This is a genomic window from Ruegeria sp. L11 (assembly GCF_056531755.1).
This window is the reverse complement of the sequence record NZ_JBQFMI010000003.1, coordinates 194,796-213,178: the sequence shown is the minus strand read 5'-3', so window position 1 is coordinate 213,178 and position 18,383 is coordinate 194,796. Positions and strand designations below refer to the sequence as shown.

Genomic DNA, 18,383 nt, shown 5'->3' with positions numbered 1-18,383 from the left:
TATGTCGACCGTAGCCGTCACCGACGAAACCTTTGACGCCGAAGTCAAGAACTCGGACGTTCCAGTTGTAGTGGATTTCTGGGCCGAATGGTGCGGACCCTGTAAGCAGATCGGTCCGGCACTGGAAGAGCTGGCCGCCGAATATGGCGGCAAGGTCAAGATCGCTAAGGTGGACGTGGACAACAACCCGAACTCTGCCGCCGCCATGGGCGTGCGCGGCATTCCGGCGCTGTTCATCTTCAAGGACGGTCAGGTTGTATCGAACCGCGCAGGCGCTGCCCCCAAAGCCGCGCTGCAAAGCTGGATCGACGAATCCATCTGATCTGGCGATAACAGATTGTTCGAAAGGCGTCTCAGATCGGGGCGCCTTTTTTGTTGAAGCAGCGGGGAAGCCAATGGCAAAAACGCGCGTTCTTGTAGAGTTCGGGATGGGCACATCCCTGCGCCGGATGGACTATACCGAGGCGTCGCTGCGGGCGATCAGAGACGCGCTGTGGCACAACTCGGTCAATATGGCCGAGCTGTTTGGTTTCCCGAAAGAGGCGATGATCATCGATGCCGAGATCGGCGTGCAGCAGCCGGATCAAGTGGATACCGACGCCCTCAAAGCCGTTTTCCCTTATGGCCAGCCCAACATTACTGTCACAAAGGGTGGGCTGGACATCGAAAAACCGCATGGCGACGGCCACACGGTCATCGCCAACGCCGCACTGATCGTTTCTTTCGACATGGACCCGGCGCAATGAGTGAAAAGCGGATCATCCTGGAAATGGGCACTGGCAATGACCTTTATGGTCAGGATTATACCAAAGCAGCCCGCCGCGCGGTACAGGACGCGCTGCATCATTCATCCATCACGTTGTTTTCAAAGCTGGGGATCGATCACAACGAAATGCGCGTGCGCGTGACAATCGGCGTTCAGAATCCGGAACAGGTGAATTGCGAGCTGGTTGCTGCCGACTTGCCGCGAGGCCGGGCCGAGGTTCGCGCGATCAAAGGTGGTCTGGATGTCGCTGATGAAGAGACTGGCACTCTGCACGTCATTGCAACTGCTGCGGTCGAGGCCTTTTTGCCCGATCTTGCCGGGAAATACGTCCAGAGCTGAGCAACGAAAAAGCCGCTCGGAAATCCGGGCGGCTGGTTCGGTTTGGCGATCTGTCGGTTGGATCAGATTTTTGCGATATCCGCGCGGCTCAGACCGATATCGTCCAGCTGCGTGTCGCTGAGTTCCGACAGAAGGTTCCGTGTTTTACGGGCTTCATTCCATGCGACAACATTGTCGAATGCATTGATGAAAACGTCCGCCACGTGCAGGATGGTAGCTGCTCCGAGCGGCGCATGAATATTAGCTGTAGTTGCCATGTGCGCAGTCCTTATTGAAGAAACAGCCGACCCGTCGTCGGTTGTGAGCCTCATCTAGTACCGCTTGGCCGGACTCACAATTGCTGGTCCGGTAACCCCGAATTGCATTTTTTGCATATCTTTTGGGCAGTTTGGCAATGGGTTGCGCCAACAACCGGTCCGGCCCATATATACCGCCAGCAAAAGCGGAGACGATCATGGCAGATAACGACTTTCCCGGTTGGCACGGCACAACGATCATTGGCGTCAAGAAGGACGGTCATGTCGTCATTGCCGGCGACGGTCAGGTGAGTCTGGGTCAAACCGTGATCAAGGGCACTGCGCGCAAGGTGCGCCGCCTGTCTCCCGGAGGGTTCGAGGTCGTGGCAGGTTTTGCCGGATCGACAGCGGATGCCTTCACATTGCTGGAACGGCTCGAAGCCAAGCTTGAGGCTACGCCCGGTCAACTGGCCCGCGCCTCGGTTGAACTCGCCAAGGACTGGCGCACCGACAAGTATCTGCAAAAGCTTGAGGCGATGCTGATCGTGACAGACGGCAGAGATCTTCTTGTCATCACCGGGGCAGGGGACGTTCTGGAACCCGAACACAATGTGGCTGCCATCGGGTCGGGAGGCAATTTCGCTCTGGCCGCCGCGCGTGCCATGATGGACAGCGACAAATCCGCAGAAGACATCGCCCGGCAATCCATGGCCATCGCAGCAGATATCTGCGTCTACACCAATGGCAACCTGACGGTTGAGACGATCTCAGGCTAAAAGCGCCTTGATCTCTTTGCCTTTCCATCGACGGTGCATGCCGACCAGCCCCAGGACCGCCGCTACGATCACGATGTAATAGGGCACGCGGATATCGATGCTCATCAACCCGCCACCGATCAATGACATGATCCCCCCCGCAAGACAGAACACGGCGGTGGCCACGCCCATGGCCCAGCCCTGATCCGCCTCGCTCACGCTTGAGGAGAACAGGCCCAACAGCGTTGGATAGGCGATGCCGAACAGGAAATAGAAGAAAAACACGGGGACATAGCTGAATACACCGCTTGGGCTGAAGGCAAAGGCAAACCCGCAAATGACCATCACCACAAGCGACGTGTAAATGATCGCGTGTTTGCTGAACCTTTCCTGAGCAGGCTTCACCAGGAACGTACTGGAAAAGGCCAACGCCACACCGATGACAACCATCGCCACGCTGCCCCCGATGACCCCATACCCGAATGCGCTGGTCAGGAAATTGTCGACAAACACGTAGAATGTGACATTGGCGATCATGAAAAACGAATAGACCGGCAAGATTTTCAGAACCAAAGGGTGTTCGCCAACTGCGATCAGACTGTCGGTAATATCGCGGGGACGAAACACAAAGGGCTCGCGCTTGGTTCGGGTGTCCTTGAAAAACAGAAGCACCAGAAGAATCGCGATCAACACCAACACGAACGCGCCATAGAACGGGGTTTTCAGCGTGGCAAAGCCGCCAAACAGCGCCGAATCCGACAAAACCGCGCCGATGATCGGCCCGCCGACAAGGCCAAAGCTGACACCTGTCACGATGTAGCCCATGTTTCGGTCCCGGTCAGACGCGTCAGTGCTGCCATCGATCATCGCTGCCTGCGCGATGGGCTGATTGCCCGCAGTGAACCCGGTAATCGAACGGCCGACGATCAGCAGAAGCAGGTTATTGAGATAAAGCGCCACAATGGTCAGCGCATATCCGGCCAACGCCCCCCCAAGGCAGACCAGCAGCGCATTCTTTCGCCCGATCGAGTCAGACACTTTCGAGACATAAACAACACCCAGAAACCACGACAGGAAAAAGCATCCGATCACCAGACCATAGTAAAAATGCCTACGGCCCACTGGCGTGCTTTCCGGCAGAAAACCCGAGCTCGTTTCCATGATCAACGAATTGATGATGGGAAAGACCAGACCTTGCCCAATCAGATCCACAAACACCACAAACAACAGGGTAATCTTGGCAATCTTCGTCATTCTGTATGCTCCTGACGCTCGTAACCCTGACGCAACCGTAACAGAGGGTTCGTGTTTTCCCCAAGCAAAGGATTTGCAAACCGCATGAGGCATTGTTAACCAACGCGGCCAAGACCCGCGGTTTGCTTGTTTTCATCAAAGCCATGATTACCTAGACCGCATCACGCAAATACGACCGAGAGGATTGCCCTTTGACCGACCTGACCCCGCGCGAGATTGTCTCGGAACTGGATCGATTCATTATCGGGCAAAAGGATGCCAAGCGCGCTGTGGCCGTTGCCCTGCGCAACCGCTGGCGCCGCAAGCAGTTGCCGGACGATATTCGCGAAGAGGTGTATCCAAAGAACATCCTGATGATCGGCCCCACCGGTGTTGGCAAGACCGAGATCAGCCGCCGTCTGGCCAAGCTGGCGCGCGCACCCTTTATCAAAGTCGAAGCCACGAAGTTCACAGAGGTTGGCTATGTCGGTCGCGACGTGGAACAAATCATTCGCGATCTGGCCGATGCCGCCATTCTACAAACACGGGAATTCATGCGCGAAGACGTCAAGGCCAAAGCCTATCAAGCCGCCGAAGACCGCGTGATTGACGCCATCGCTGGTACGGATGCCCGTGAAGGCACACGAGAGATGTTCCGCAAAAAGCTCAAGGCGGGTGAACTGGATGAGACGGTCATCGAACTGGACGTCGCGGACAGTTCAAACCCGATGCCGATGTTCGACATTCCGGGACAGCCAGGCAGTCAGATGGGGATGATGAATCTGGGTGATATCTTCGGTAAGGCGTTTGCCGGGCGTACTGTCAGGAAACGTCTTACTGTCGCCGAAAGCTATGACGTGCTGATTGGGGAAGAGGCCGACAAGCTGCTGGACGATGAGACGGTCACCCGCACCGCATTGGAATCGGTGGAACAGAATGGCATCGTTTTTCTGGACGAGATTGACAAGGTCTGCGCCCGCACAGAAGCGCGTGGTGGTGATGTAAGTCGCGAAGGTGTACAGCGCGACCTGCTGCCCCTGATCGAAGGCACAACCGTCTCGACAAAACACGGTCCGGTGAAAACCGACCACATCCTGTTCATCGCATCCGGTGCGTTCCATATCGCCAAACCGTCAGACCTCCTGCCCGAGTTGCAGGGCCGTCTGCCCATTCGGGTAGAGCTGCGCGCGCTGACCGAGGAGGATTTCGTGCGCATCCTGACCGAAACCGACAACGCACTGACCCGTCAGTATACGGCCCTTATGGCCACCGAAGAGGTCACTGTTGGGTTTACCGAGGATGGTATTGCCGCCTTGGCACGGATCGCAGCCGACGTGAACCAGAGCATTGAAAACATTGGTGCGCGGCGGCTTTATACTGTCATGGAGCGGGTCTTTGAAGAGCTGTCATTCACTGCACCAGACAGGGCCGGAACAGAAATAACTGTCGACGCACAATTCGTGGACGACAATCTGGGTGAATTGACCAAATCAGCAGATTTGAGCCGTTACGTTTTGTAGCTGCTCGGGTCCGATACTGCCGCTTTTCCCTTTTGCCAACTGGAAGCGTGGCGGTTTGTCTGAGGCACGCCACGTTGGAGGCACGTGGCGATCGAACCTCAACTGGGAAATTGAGGCCGAAATGCCTGGACAATGCGGTCTCAGGGGGCAGGTGTTTAGCGTTTTTTCGCCAAAACGTACCCAGTGGTAGTGGAACAACCTTGAAATTGCGCCCTTAAGTTGACACTAGGCACTTGCATTTATTGGCAAAGGTTATCTGATCGTGTCCATCACTCCTGTTCTTCTTTGCGGTGGTTCTGGCACCCGTCTTTGGCCGCTGTCCCGGAAATCCTATCCCAAGCAGTTTACAGCGATCACCGGGGACGAGACCCTGTTTCAATCCTCGGCCCGGCGCGTGTCAGGGTCGGACTATGATGCACCAGTAGTGGTGACCGGATCTGATTTCCGGTTTATCGTGACTGAACAATTGCAGGCGGCTGGCATTGATCCAGGCACGATTCTGATTGAACCTGAGGGGCGCAACACCGCGCCGGCGGTTCTGGCGGCAGCCCTCCATGTGGCAAAGTCCGACCCCGAAGCCCTATTGCTGGTTCAGCCCTCCGACCATGTTGTACCTGATGCTGACGCCTTTCGTGCAGCCGTGGCTGCAGGTATTCCAGCAGCCCAAGCCGGGCAGTTGGTAACCTTTGGGATAACACCGGATAGGCCCGAGACCGGCTATGGCTATCTTAAACTGGCTGGAGCACCGGAGGGCACCGCTCCTGTCAAACTCGACAGCTTTGTCGAGAAACCAGATGTTGAAACCGCCTCTGCGATGCTGGCCGACGGCAAGCATCTGTGGAATGGTGGCATTTTCCTTTTCAGGGCCTGTGACGTCATCGCCGCTTTTGAAACCCACGCCCCGACACTGATGGCTCCGGTCCGGGCCGCTTGCGAAGCTGCCAAAACGGATTTGGGTTTTCTACGGCTGGACCCAGAGGCCTGGAAGCAGGCCGAAGATATCTCGATCGACTATGCGGTGATGGAAAAGGCCGACAACCTGAGCGTTGTTCCATTTTCTGCTGGCTGGTCTGACCTGGGTGACTGGGGTTCGGTTTGGCGTGAGGCGGGACCGGATGACAACGGAGTTGTGGCCACAGGTAATGCGACCTCAATAGACTGTAATGACACGCTTTTGCGTTCTGAGGCGGGTAATTTGGAAGTGGTCGGCATCGGCCTGAAGGACATAATCGCTGTGGCTACATCCGACGCGGTTTTGGTGGCGGACAAATCCCGTGCGCAAGACGTGAAGAAGGCTGTCGAGGCGCTCAAAGTCAAGGGCGCAAGCCAGGCCACCATTTTTCCCAAGGATTTCCGCCCGTGGGGTTGGTTTGAAAGCCTGGTGGTTGGCGGACGTTTTCAGGTCAAGCGTATTCATGTACACCCCGGCGCAGCACTATCGCTACAAAGCCATCACCACCGGTCCGAACATTGGATTGTTGTTGAGGGAACCGCGAAGGTGACCGTCGATGACGACGTCAAGCTGGTCACTGAAAACCAGTCCGTATACATTCCGCTTGGCGCTGTGCATCGCATGGAAAACCCAGGCAAGGTTCCAATGGTGCTGATCGAAGTGCAAACCGGAAGCTATCTGGGCGAAGATGACATCATCCGCTATGAGGACGTCTATTCCAGGGTCTAGGACACGGTTGGATAACCGCTTTAGACTGACCGGGTGGCCGAAGGAAAACGGAAATGGAAAACGATCTCAATGCAGCCAAGAAGCGGCAGGTTGTCTATGACCTGACCGAGGTGCTTTTAGCCTCGACCGGTAAGCTGCGTTATTACGGGATCGCCAGGGTCGTTGCCGAGATTGGCGCTGAGCTCAGAAAACAGGACGCGTCCGTCAAGTTCGCCGTTTTCTCGCAGGGTCATAATGAACTTCTAGAAGTATTCCCAACCATACGAGCAGATGGTGGCGTTGACCTGAACGTTCCAATCGGTATCCGGCAATTGCGCGTGCGCAGTCACCACTACACCAAGTCAATTATGAGGGATCTGGTGCTGGCGGCCGTCAGACCGCTGGTCGGGCGCAGAAACCGCAAAGCCTGGGAGGCGATAGCCCCAGACATGACGCCCATCGACATGTCTGGAAAGACGTTGGTGAGTTGTGGGCGGCCCAAGTTGATCGTTGAAATCCTGTGCACTCTGGATCGTAAAGGGGTGTCTTGCGATATCATTCCATTGCTGCATGACATGATCCCCATGCACGATTTTGAACACCAGCTGGCAAGTTTCCCGCGTAACTTCATAGGGGATAACCAACTGCTGGTTTCCCGCGCCAAGGCGCTGTTAACAAACTCCGAATTTACGCGACAGGAAGTTCTGGACTTCTCCGAAAAAGGTGTTCTGCCGGAAGCGCCAGAGGTCTACGCAGTCCCCTTGGTTCATGAATGCCCCGAGGGAACCGAGCAATCCGAGCAAGATATTCCGGATAATCCATATATCATGACAGTTGGATCGATGCTGGGCCGCAAGAACCTGGATGTCGTATTCGAAGCATTGCGCATTCTGAAGCGTGACGGGAAAGACGTACCCACTTTGGTTCTGGCAGGGGCGTTGCGTCACAAAACAAGCACCTATCTGCAATCAGACGAATGCACAACGATCCGTGAGCACGTGGTCTTCCGCGAGAACCCCAATCAGACAGACCTTGTAAACCTGTACAAGAATGCTTTGGCACTTGTCATGCCTAGCCGAATGGAGGGCTGGGGTTTACCCGCCGGTGAAGCCTTGTGGTTCGGTACACCAGCGCTTTGCTCTACTGCGGCGGTTCTGAAAGAAGTGTGCGGAGATCTTGGTGTCTATTTCGATCCAGATCGGCCTGATCAACTTGCAAACCATATCACAAGGCTGCTGACAGATCCGGAGTTCGCTCAGAACCTTCGCGCACGCATTGCTGCGCATAAACCGCAGCTTCGCACTTGGTCGAACGTTGCAGCGGACGTGCAAGCGGTATTGCAAAGACTGGACTAACGGGACCGTTACCCATCCCGGCAATAGAGCCCATAAACTTCGAAAGGACTGTCATGCCTGGCAATTCCCCTCTAAAATGTCACGTGGTTTTGGTCCAATCGACCTCGGCGCTGTGCGCAGGTCTCAGCATTACTCGGCATTCTGTCAGGCAGACGCCACACTCGCCGTCAAGAGTCAGCCCTTCTGTTGTGTGAACCTCAATTTTCCAGATAAGCGCGATTACTTGCTCATGAAGTCGAGTTAGTCGCAAAAGCCCTTAAAATCAGTACACTTCGGTATTACTGCGAAACAATCCAAGAAGATGAGACCACTTCATCTGGCAGACTGCATGGAGAGTAAGCTATGAACGCCCCTACGTTTAACCAAGATGGCAAAAAAGTATTCTTCGATATCTCAGGACTAATCGACTATATCAAAAAAGTTGATCGCTACTCGGGCATTCAGCGTGTTGTTGTTGAGTTGATCTCAGAGTTTTCTAAACTAAGCGATCCAAAGCTTGTTTACCTTTGTTGGTGCGATGCAAACTCCGGTGTTCAGCGCTGTTTGCTTCTGGAGGAAATGGGTCGAGAAACCCTTACGTCGCCAGCTAAGCTGCGGCAGATTTTCTATCCTTGGAAATCCGCGCGCTCAAATCTTCCAATGTTGGACGGGTACCGGAACCGCCCAGCAAAGTATTTCTTCCACCGCACCAAATTGGATGTGATGAGCTTTCTCAGAAGAGAGTCCGTATTTCGAAAAAAGGACATGTCATCAGAGATGTGGCGCGCGGCCCGGCGGAAGAAAGCACCAGTCGAAACCTCGGGGTCTCGCCGAACCGAGCAACCTTTGTTCGATGTGGCAATAGAAGGTGACCATCTTGTGCTTCTGGACAGCAGTTGGCTGGCGCGCCACACTCAGGCGTTCAAAAAGGCGAAAGCGAATGGGATGGAAGTACATTCGCTGGTGTACGATCTGATCCCTATCGTGGCACCACAGTTTACAGCTGGAAGCATGCCTTATGTATTTTATGACTGGCTTTTAGACAGTCGGGAGTACACAAGCCGCTACATGACAATCTCTGAGGCGACCCGGCAGGATCTTTTACGCTTTTTTCAAGCACACGATATCCAGAGAAATGCGACCGCTGTTCCCTTGGCGCAGGCGGGGTTGTCCAAGATTGGGCTCGAAGACGAGAATGCCCAGAAACAAGGGCCCGTGTCTTCGCGGATTTCGTTCGACGCTTTCCCCCATCTTGAAGACGCCAGCCAGCTAAGTGTCCACCTGCGGAAAATTATTGGTGAGCCTTATGCGCTTTGTGTTGGTACGGTCGAACCGCGTAAGAATATCTGGCGCACCGCGATGGCGTGGAAGTACCTTGTTGATCAGGGCCATGTTGATCTGCCTAAGCTTGTGTTTGCCGGCCGCAAAGGCTGGCTTACAGACGAGTTCGATAACCTATTGGAGGGGACAGGCGATATTTACGGCTATGTAAGCATGGTTGACGGACCAACAGATGAGGAGCTTGGTGTCCTTTACAAGAACTGCCAGTTCGTGCTGATGCCGAGTGTTTACGAGGGATGGGGCCTGCCCGTGGGCGAGGCGCTGGCCTACGGAAAAACGGCCGTAGTCGCCCAGAATAGCTCGCTCGTCGAAGTAGGAATGGATCTTGTTGAATATTGTGATGCAATGAGCGTCCAAAGCATCGGCGAGGCCGTCTTAAGGCTCAATAACGCTGCCCACCGTTCAGAACTGGAAGAAAAAATCAAAACTGCGCCACTGCGCAGTTGGTCAGATGTGGCTCGTGATATGGGGCGGGCTATGTACGCACCTAACTAAACCGATGCATATTGATGTGTGTTAAGGCTTAGCGCAGGCCCAGTCTTTCGTCAAAATATCCGCGCTTATGGTCCAGTGCTTGGGTTCTCAGGTTTCAACTCTAATGCGGAACTTTGAATTGACCTGTTTAAGCAAACTAATACTAAAGCGGTCTTGCACGCACGACTAAGTAGACAAAAAAGCATTGCTCATGTCGGCGAGGATTTTCTGACAGGCAAGAGACAAAACGGAAAGGGATTTAGAGTGACAAAAACTGCAATCGTCACAGGTATCACAGGACAGGATGGTGCCTATCTCGCTCAGCTGTTGCTGAACAAGGGTTATAACGTCGTGGGGACCTTCCGTCGGGTTGTTTCCACGAATTTCTGGCGCATTGAAGAGCTTGGTATTCGTAACCATCCCAATCTGGATCTGTCGGAACTCGACCTGACTGACATGGGGACAATGATCCGGCTTATTCAGAAGGTGGAACCGGATGAGATCTATAACTTGGCGGCTCAAAGCTTTGTGGGCGTCTCGTTTGAACAACCGCACACAACCGCACAGATCACCGGCGTTGGCGCACTTTATTTGCTGGAAGCTATCAGAATAGTGAACCCCAAAATCCGGTTCTACCAGGCTTCCACTTCCGAAATGTTCGGCAAGGTTCAGGAAGTACCGCAGCGCGAGACGACTCCGTTCTGGCCGCGCAGCCCCTACGGTGTTGCCAAACTATACGCGCATTGGATGACCATCAATTATCGAGAAAGCTACGATATATTCGGCAGCTCAGGCATTCTGTTCAACCACGAAAGCCCTTTGCGAGGGTTGGAGTTCGTAACACGCAAAATCACTGACGCGGTTGCCAAAATCAAACTGGGTCAACTTGATTGCCTTGAGCTGGGCAATCTTGACGCAAAGCGCGATTGGGGGTTTGCCCGGGACTACGTGGATGGCATGTGGCGTATGCTGCAAGCTGATGAACCCGATACATTTGTACTGGCGACCGGTCGCACCGAGACAGTGCGGGATTTTGTCGCCATGGCTTTCAAGAGCGCGGGTATCGAGCTGCGTTTTGAAGGTGAAGGTGAGAAAGAAGTGGCGGTGGACGCCGAGGGCAGCCGTGTTCTTGTGAGGATTAGCCCCAAATTCTATCGCCCTGCTGAAGTGGATTTGCTGATTGGCGACGCGAGCAAGGCAAAACAAGAGCTTGGTTGGGAGGCGACAACATCTTTGGAGGAACTCTGCCAGATGATGGTTGAGGCGGATCTTGCACGTAACGAAAAGGGTGTGTCCTTTTGATGCCGGCACCCCGAGTTCTGATTACCGGACGCTATGGCTTTACCGGACACTATGCCGCAATAGAGCTTGCAGAAGCAGGGTGGGACGTTTGGGGCACCGGAACAAATCCGGCCCCCAAGCCTGATTCCCAATATCTGGAAGCAGATTTGACAGATTCATCGGGTCTAGAGCAGGTCATTACCCATGTCGCTCCGGACGCGGTGCTGCATTTGGCAGGGGTCGCATTTGTGGCACACGGAACCGCCGAGAGCTTTTATCAGGTCAATCTAATGGGGACGCGGTGCTTACTAGAAGCGCTTGCCAACACCGGACATGGCCGCAAAGCCGTCGTTCTGGCCAGTAGCGCGAATATCTATGGTAACGCCGCCGTGCCATCCATAGGGGAATCTACCCCCCCGGCACCTGTTAACGATTACGCGGTTTCAAAACTTGCAATGGAGCACATGGCCCGGCTGTATAACGACCGTCTTCCTGTCGTTATTGCCCGACCATTCAATTATACCGGTCTTGGCCAGGACCCCAAGTTTCTTGTTCCCAAGATCGTTTCTCATTTCCGGCGTAAGCAGCCACAGATAGAATTGGGAAACCTGGATGTCGCGCGGGACTTTTCCGATGTACGCGATGTTGCGCGAGTATACAGGTTGCTTCTGGAAAACGCGCCCGAAGGTGAAACCGTGAATATCTGCTCCGGTAAAGCAACCGCGCTGGCAGAGATTCTGGACATGTGCCGAACCATAACCGGCCATGAGATCGAGGTGGTGTCTAATCCTGCCTTTATGCGTGCACAAGAAATCAAGGTTCTGATGGGCGATCCCACACTTCTGGAAAACCTGATCCCGATCGGCATCCGTCACACTCTGGAAGAGACGCTGAAATGGATGCTGAAGGAGTGACCTGAAGCATCTCGATTGCCGCCGCCAGAGGTTCTTGGCAGAACAATCGGCCGTAGCATCCGGATACCATCGCCAACTGGATTGTATATGAACTGCAGGAAAAGGTGATTGGATCTCTGAATCACATCACCGTTTATGGCCGTCTACTTTCTTATCCAGAACGGCTTGGGGTCAGAGTGATATCAGATTAAGGGTGTTTTGATCCTTCGCCGATCACACCTAAGCTGGCAGATCCTCTGACCTAATACGTAACGCGAAGGAACGCGTGATTTCCGAGCCAGAAACGGGATGACCTCTGTCCTGACTTGTACTAACAATCAGGTAAATATCCGAGAAAAGCGCGATCATCTCGGACAAAACCATGCAAATGTGAAAGTACGGAGTATGACTGACACCTTCTATCGCGATTTCGAGGCACGATTTCGTGGCGATCCTTCTCTTATTCGAGAGCGTTTGCGAGTATACCAACCCTTCCTGTCGCCACTTGCCGCTCAGAAAGGGGACGCACAGGCGCTTGATCTGGGATGCGGTCGAGGTGAATGGCTGGAAATTCTGGAAGAGGCTGGCCTGAGTGCACGTGGCGTCGATATCGACAAAGGGATGCTTGATATCGCTCACCAAAAAGGTCTGGCGGTTGAACAGATGGAGGCTCTGCCGGCGTTGAAAGCGCTGCCAGACAACGCGCTTGCCCTAGTGTCCGCATTTCATTTGATCGAGCATCTGCCTTTTGACGATATTCGCGAACTGGTAACAGAGGCGCACCGTGTTTTGCGCCCTGGTGGGCTTTTGATTTTGGAAACACCCAATCCGGAAAATCCACTTGTTAGCTTGGTCAATTTTCATCTTGACCCTACGCACTTGCGACCGCTGCCTCCGGGGTTAACCAGTTTTCTCACCGAGCATGTCGGGTTCGAGCGCAACGTGATTCTTCGTTTGCAGGGCAGTGAGCCAAGAGAGGAAACAGCTGCTCATTTGATCAGTCTTTTCACAGATGTTTCGCTTGATTATGCAGTGGTAGCACAGGTTGATGGACCAGAGATCGGTGCTCTGGATGAGGCGTTTTCGCTTCGAATTGGGATGGACCTGATCCAAGGTGTCTACCGGTTTGACAGAGCATTATCAGAGATTCACCGGGCGCTGGGCAACGTTCCACCTCTCGCCACGGAAGTGTCGAGCCTTCGCGATGATATCATGCAACTGCAAAGAACGCACACAATGACCCAAGTTCAACCCAAGCGCGGAGCGCTTGAAAAAAAGCTGTTCCGCACAACGAACGGGCGTCCAGTCCGGACATTGCGGAGGCTGCTCTTCCACGCGAGCGGTAAGCCGCGCGGGATATTTCGTAGGTGGGTATTGAATCACGACGGATCTCCTCGGCGCCAATTCCAGCAATGGATGGCAAGCCCGGAATATCTGGCGCTACACTGGCCGACGAGCCAACGCTTGAACGCAGCACCTAAATCCTCAGAAGACGATGGCAACGGGGCAACTTTCCTTTCAGGGGAGGCTGAAATCTCGACAACAAAATGGGCTTCACCCGAACCCTTCGTGCAAAACTCGGAACTCGTCATGTCGCGCGGTGCCGAAGGAGGGCACTGGATAACCCACCGAAATGATTCCGTGATTGGCGGGTCTCTTCGTCAGACTGGCCAGTTCCAGGAGCGCGCCATTGATGATGTAATGCAGATTCTTGCCCAAAATGGGCATGAAATCGCGACGTCATGTTTCGTGGATATCGGAGCGAATATCGGCTCCCATTCGATCCATGCGGCACGGCGTGGTTTTGACCGCGTTATCGCTTTTGAACCAGACCCGCAAAACTTTCGACTTTTGCGCGCTAACACATTCCTGCATGAGGTAGATCACAAGGTGTCCTGCCACCAAATGGCAGTATCGGACAGAAACGGCACGATGCAGATGGAGCTCTCGCCTTCCAATTTCGGAGACCATCGCCTTCGCGTCTCAGGCGACATCGCGAATAATCTACATGATGAGGGCGATTGGATCCTTCAGGATGTGCCGGTTCGGACCTTTGACAGTTTAGTCGAGGATGGCCTGCTGCCTGAAGACGGGCCCGATTTGATTTGGATCGATACGCAAGGGCATGAAGGTCACGTGCTGGCCTGTGCAAAAAGAATGGCCACAATGCGTTGCCCGGTTGTGCTTGAGTTTTGGCCCTATGGTCTTGAGCGTTCCGGGGGTTACAAAATGTTACGCGACGCAATCGCATCACGCGACGATATCCGGGTCATTGATCTTGGCACATCTAACCCGAATAGCCTAAACCAGCTATCTCTTGATGCGCTTGATCAGATGTACGAGGCATTGCGGCAAGGCGAGTCCAAGGCCGGTTCTCCGCATACTGATCTTTTGCTGATGCCAAATCTTACAGGCTCTTGATGCCATTGTTACAATTCAACTACGGAAACCTATCGTGAAACTGCGTCGGGTCTTATCGCGCTTCTTGCATTCTTCCGAAACGCTGCATTTGTCTGCGCCGGCCCCGCAGATGACTGCAGCTCATCTCGCTGAAATTGCGGAGCGCCAGGAACGGTTACTGCTGGCCACTGGGCAGGTTGCCGCCCGGCAGGTTCAGGCGATGGAAAGGCTTAAATGTATCGCCGACGCAGAATTCCGCATCCATTCTCAATTCGGGGAAGATGGCATTATCGAATGGTTGGTCTCGCAACTGCCAAGCATACCACGCGTCTTTGTTGAGTTTGGAGTTGAAAACTATACCGAAGCGAATACGCGCTTTTTGGTGCGCCACAGGGGGTGGCGCGGTCTGATCATGGATGGGTCAGCCGCGAATATTGCGTATGTTCGGGCAGATCCAATCCACGTCTTCAATGACATAACGCCCGTTGAAGCCTTTATTACTGCGGAAAATATCGACACTCTGCTGATCGAGCACGATCTGTCGGGCGAAATTGGCATTCTTAGTGTCGATATTGACGGCAACGACTATTGGGTGCTGGATGCGATTAGCTCCGTATCTCCGGCGATACTGATTGTTGAATACAACGCGATCTTTGGTGATTTGCATAATCTGACTGTCCCTTACGATCCGGGCTTCGAACGTTTCTCGGCACATTATTCAGGCCAGTATTATGGTGCATCTCTGGGTGCGTTCAAAATGCTGGCCGCTGCGAAAGGGTATCAATTTGTCGGAACAAACTCGGCCGGCGTGAACGCATTTTTTGTACGTGATGACCTCGCCTCACATATCACATCAAAACTTGATACATATCGCGCATGGCCATCCCGGCATCGGGACTCGCGGGATGAGAATATGGCAATGTCCTTTTTTCGCGGGCTCGATCGTGCAGAACTTATTTTGGATAAGCCTGTTATCGATCTGTCGTCGGGCAAGACGCTGACCCTCCGAGACCTGGGCCCGCTTTACAGTGATCACTGGATAAGCGAAATGTAGAGACCTTAGCCAACCCTGGAACCGCTGACCTTAATTCAGATAGCTGGATCGCGTTACCTAGAAGTGTATTCCATGACAATTCATTAGATAGATTTCAGTGTATTTAACTGTCTGCAGTCGGTCTTCGGAATCATGGCTTTCGGCGGTCGCGGTTTTGCTCAGCGCCGAAATGCTGCTAAAGGCGGCACGATCCCGGAAACTTGTTTACTGGATAAGTTAAATCTTTGTCTTCAAGTGTGTAGGGGCCGGAACGTCCACAGGAGCTCACTCTTGTTTTCGTCACAACCCTCTGGCCTTTGGGTGCGCCTGTTTGCGTGTAGCCAGCCTTTGTCTGCATGTTCTGAGAATCGAATCATGTTTCAAAATCCACATACTTTTGTGAAAGCGTGGATATTTGGGTTTTTTTGTTTGAGTATTTGTTGATTTGTAGGATTATTGTGGGATGTGTTGAGATGAGATCGAGACGAGACCGCCAAATGGTCGTTCCTGATTTGTAACCGCTCCGGGATCGCAATCATCGTTAAACAGGATAGAAACAAATGCTGAATCCAAAGACGTCACAGACCGATGAAAGCACCGACCTGCTGTCTCATGCGGTAAAGATAGCTGACCTGGCCAGCGAAGCAGCGCGGGGGTATTTTCGTGGCGCGCTGGGGGTTGAGTTCAAGTCGGACGAAAGCCCGGTGACACAGGCCGACAAGGGTGTTGAAGCACAGGTTCGCGCCTATCTTGGACAGCATTTCCCCGATCACGGCGTCTTTGGCGAAGAACATGGGTTCGAGGGTCAGGATTGTCGCCAGGTTTGGATCATCGACCCGATCGATGGAACCCGGTCATTCCTGTCCGGGCATCCGCTGTTTGGATTTCTGTTGGGGCATCTGGTTGACGGTAAACCGGATATCGGCGTGATTGGCATGCCAGCGATAAATGAAATTTTTACCGGCGTTGTTGGCCGGGGCGCCACATTGAATGGCCGTGAGATCACGACTTCGGCCCAAACACGGCTGGATCAGTCCATTCTTTTTGTAAACGAGGGGGACAAGATCTATCGCGATCATCCGGCGTTATTCAACAGGCTGATGCAGTCTGGACAGACCAGACGGTTCGCCTATGATTGCTACCCCCATGCCCTTCTGGCGGCGGGCCATGTTGATGCTGTGATCGACTATGACCTTCAGCCCTATGACTACCTGCCAGTGATGGCCGTGGTAGAAGCTGCGGGTGGGGTGATGACAGATTGGGAGGGTCGGCCGCTTGACCTGAACTCTGACGGCCGGGTGATTTCAGCGGCAACACCCGAACTGCACGGGGAGATGCTGGATTTGGTGAACGGGTAGGATCATGGCGATAGTAAGCTTTCTCATCAGCCTGGCCGGAGCCACGATGCTGCTACTTTACGCAGTGCGGATGGTCCGCACAGGGATCGAGCGCAGCTATGGGGCTTCGTTCCAGCGCCTCATGACGGGCCAAAGCCATTATGCACAGGCGTCAATGGTCGGCATTGTAATGGCGGTGGTTCTGCAAAGCTCGGCAGCGGTTGCCCTTTTGACATCGGGTTTTGCTGCTGGGGGGTTCCTGACCTTTCCCACCGGCCTTGCAATCGTGCTGGGCGCTGATCTCGGTTCGGCGCTGATCATTCAGGTTTTGTCGTTCCAGCTGGGTTGGCTGATACCATTGCTTCTGGCGGTTGGTGGGTATCTGTTTGTCAAGACCGAGGCCAAGAAGCCCCGGCAATTGGGGCGCATCCTGATGGGGATTGCGTTCATCCTGATCTCATTGCGCTTTTTGCGCGAAGCCATGGACCCGATCCGGGACAGTGCCTTTCTACCTGCCGTCGCCGAGTATCTGGCGCGCGACTATATTACAGCGTTTCTGGTCGGCGGCGCGCTGGCCTTTGTTATGCATTCCTCGGTCGCGGCGATCCTGATGTGTGTGACGCTGGTCCAGATCGGCGCAATCCCATTTGCTGCCGGGCTGTCGCTGGTATTGGGGGCCAATTTCGGTTCAGCTTTCATACCTGTTTGGCTGAGCAGGGGGATGGAAATGCCTGCCAGGCGCATACCCTTTGCCAACCTGGTCTTGCGCGGCAGCTGGGCGATTGTCACCCTTTTCGCAGCGACTGCGGCACTGCGTGCCGGTGTTCTGGGGGATTTGCAGGGCGGTCAGATGCTGGTCAATGCGCATCTGGCGTTCAATGCTTCGTTGCTGTTGCTGGCACTGCCGTTCTGCGGGCGATTGCGCGCGCCGTTCGAGCAGTTTTTTCCGGACCCGAAATCTGCGAATGCGCTGGCCCAGGCAGGTCGCCCGGCCAGCGCGCTGGATGTGCGCACCGCCGGCAGCCCGTCTCAGGCGCTGTCCAGCCTCAAGCGTGAACTGCTGCGGATGAGCGATCTGGTCGAGTCGATGTTCCGCCCGTCACTGGAATTGTACCGCAGCGGCGACAAGGACCAGATACGCGCCGTAAGGGACATGGACGAAGATGTGAACGACTGCCTGTCGGGTATTCGAAAATTCGTGGCCGCCATTCCCGAGGAGACATTCGGAAAGCAGAACGCAAAAGTGGCGCGCGACCTGATGGAATACGCAATCCGGCTGGAAACCGCGGGCGACGTTGTTGCCAAGCGGCTGACTGTTCTGGCGGGCGACATGCGGAAGAAAGGCGCTTCATTTTCGAAAGAGGGCTGGTCGGAACTGGTTGAGATGCACGAAGGCATCCTCGCCAACCTCAAACTGGCCTCAAACGTTCTGATCTCGGATGATCTGGAAAGCGCCCGTCTGCTGAGCCTTGAGAAAACCGAAATCAAACGGGCCGAGCGTGACAGCCGCAAACGCCACCTCAAACGCTTGCAGCACGGCAGTACGGAAAGCTTTGAGACCAGCGATATCCACCTGGAAACCCTGCGCGCGTTCCGTGAATTTAACAGCCACATCGCCGCAGTGGCCTATCCGATCCTGTATCGGAACGGGCAATTGCTGGAAACCCGCCTGATCGAAGAAATGCCGCACAAGGAACAGGACGAGGATACGGAGGTCTAGGTCCAACAGCACCGGCAGAGATCGGTTCCGTACGAATACGGTCTGTTACAGATTGTAACCG

16 protein-coding genes are annotated in these 18,383 nt (G+C 54.3%); 14 read left to right on the top strand and 2 right to left on the bottom strand.

The genetic code is table 11. The features are described from left to right. Position 1 precedes the first annotated feature (1 nt). The 3 genes from trxA (at position 2) to ACR0CE_RS09235 (ending at position 1,105) form a co-directional block, all read left to right on the top strand. Positions 2-322, top strand: a complete 321-nt coding sequence (gene trxA, locus ACR0CE_RS09245; protein ID WP_209505247.1) for a thioredoxin — start codon at positions 2-4, stop codon at positions 320-322. A 73-nt stretch (positions 323-395) separates the two neighbouring features. Next, complete coding sequence (locus ACR0CE_RS09240; RefSeq protein ID WP_267366143.1) at positions 396-746, top strand: Lin0512 family protein; 351 nt, start codon at positions 396-398, stop codon at positions 744-746. Next, positions 743-1,105 carry a Lin0512 family protein gene (locus ACR0CE_RS09235; RefSeq protein WP_480832056.1) on the top strand — a complete coding sequence of 121 codons (363 nt, stop codon included), beginning with the start codon at positions 743-745 and terminating at the stop codon, positions 1,103-1,105. The genes ACR0CE_RS09240 and ACR0CE_RS09235 overlap by 4 nt, the downstream gene beginning before the upstream one ends. Before the next feature lie 62 nt (positions 1,106-1,167). On the opposite strand, the gene ACR0CE_RS09230 is transcribed toward ACR0CE_RS09235, so the two are convergent. Next, a complete protein-coding gene (locus tag ACR0CE_RS09230; RefSeq protein ID WP_209505251.1) occupies positions 1,168-1,362 on the bottom strand; it encodes a DUF1127 domain-containing protein in 195 nt (64 codons plus the stop codon). A 197-nt stretch (positions 1,363-1,559) separates the two neighbouring features. Here ACR0CE_RS09230 and hslV point away from each other — a divergent pair, with 197 nt between their 5' ends. Further along, positions 1,560-2,117 (top strand): ATP-dependent protease subunit HslV, encoded by a 558-nt coding sequence (hslV, locus tag ACR0CE_RS09225; protein ID WP_480474424.1) that lies wholly within the window; start codon positions 1,560-1,562, stop codon positions 2,115-2,117. On the opposite strand, the gene ACR0CE_RS09220 is transcribed toward hslV, so the two are convergent. After that, positions 2,109-3,350: an MFS transporter gene (locus ACR0CE_RS09220; protein ID WP_480832054.1), complete on the bottom strand. Its 1,242-nt coding sequence runs from the start codon at positions 3,348-3,350 to the stop codon at positions 2,109-2,111. The two genes, hslV and ACR0CE_RS09220, sit on opposite strands and share 9 nt — an antisense overlap. Before the next feature lie 191 nt (positions 3,351-3,541). On the opposite strand from ACR0CE_RS09220, the gene hslU reads away from it, so the two are divergent. The 10 genes from hslU to ACR0CE_RS09170 all read left to right on the top strand — a co-directional run bounded on the left by hslU (position 3,542) and on the right by ACR0CE_RS09170 (position 18,322). Beyond that, the gene (gene hslU / locus ACR0CE_RS09215) at positions 3,542-4,849 is read left to right on the top strand and encodes an ATP-dependent protease ATPase subunit HslU (RefSeq protein ID WP_480474422.1); all 1,308 of its coding nucleotides are present in this window, start codon (positions 3,542-3,544) and stop codon (positions 4,847-4,849) included. Between the two features lie 262 nt (positions 4,850-5,111). Beyond that, entirely contained in the window at positions 5,112-6,530 is a 1,419-nt protein-coding gene (locus ACR0CE_RS09210; RefSeq protein WP_480482576.1) for a mannose-1-phosphate guanylyltransferase/mannose-6-phosphate isomerase, read from the top strand. 53 nt (positions 6,531-6,583) lie between these two features. Beyond that, positions 6,584-7,864, top strand: a complete 1,281-nt coding sequence (locus tag ACR0CE_RS09205) for a glycosyltransferase family 4 protein (protein ID WP_480832052.1) — start codon at positions 6,584-6,586, stop codon at positions 7,862-7,864. A 342-nt stretch (positions 7,865-8,206) separates the two neighbouring features. After that, a complete protein-coding gene (locus ACR0CE_RS09200; RefSeq protein ID WP_480832050.1) occupies positions 8,207-9,679 on the top strand; it encodes a glycosyltransferase family 4 protein in 1,473 nt (490 codons plus the stop codon). Positions 9,680-9,922: 243 nt separating this feature from the next. Continuing rightward, a complete protein-coding gene (gene gmd / locus ACR0CE_RS09195; RefSeq protein WP_480486890.1) occupies positions 9,923-10,960 on the top strand; it encodes a GDP-mannose 4,6-dehydratase in 1,038 nt (345 codons plus the stop codon). Next, positions 10,960-11,853, top strand: a complete 894-nt coding sequence (locus ACR0CE_RS09190; protein WP_480482568.1) for an NAD-dependent epimerase/dehydratase family protein — start codon at positions 10,960-10,962, stop codon at positions 11,851-11,853. The genes gmd and ACR0CE_RS09190 overlap by 1 nt, the downstream gene beginning before the upstream one ends. Positions 11,854-12,237: 384 nt before the next feature. Next, complete coding sequence (locus tag ACR0CE_RS09185; RefSeq protein ID WP_480832048.1) at positions 12,238-14,253, top strand: FkbM family methyltransferase; 2,016 nt, start codon at positions 12,238-12,240, stop codon at positions 14,251-14,253. A 34-nt stretch (positions 14,254-14,287) separates the two neighbouring features. Then, positions 14,288-15,286, top strand: coding sequence for a hypothetical protein (locus ACR0CE_RS09180; protein ID WP_480832046.1), 999 nt, complete (start codon positions 14,288-14,290; stop codon positions 15,284-15,286). Between the two features lie 539 nt (positions 15,287-15,825). Further along, on the top strand, positions 15,826-16,623 hold the full coding sequence (locus tag ACR0CE_RS09175) for an inositol monophosphatase family protein (protein ID WP_480546082.1): 798 nt from the start codon (positions 15,826-15,828) through the stop codon (positions 16,621-16,623). Positions 16,624-16,627: 4 nt separating this feature from the next. Then, on the top strand, positions 16,628-18,322 hold the full coding sequence (locus tag ACR0CE_RS09170; protein ID WP_480832044.1) for a Na/Pi cotransporter family protein: 1,695 nt from the start codon (positions 16,628-16,630) through the stop codon (positions 18,320-18,322). Positions 18,323-18,383 lie beyond the last annotated feature (61 nt).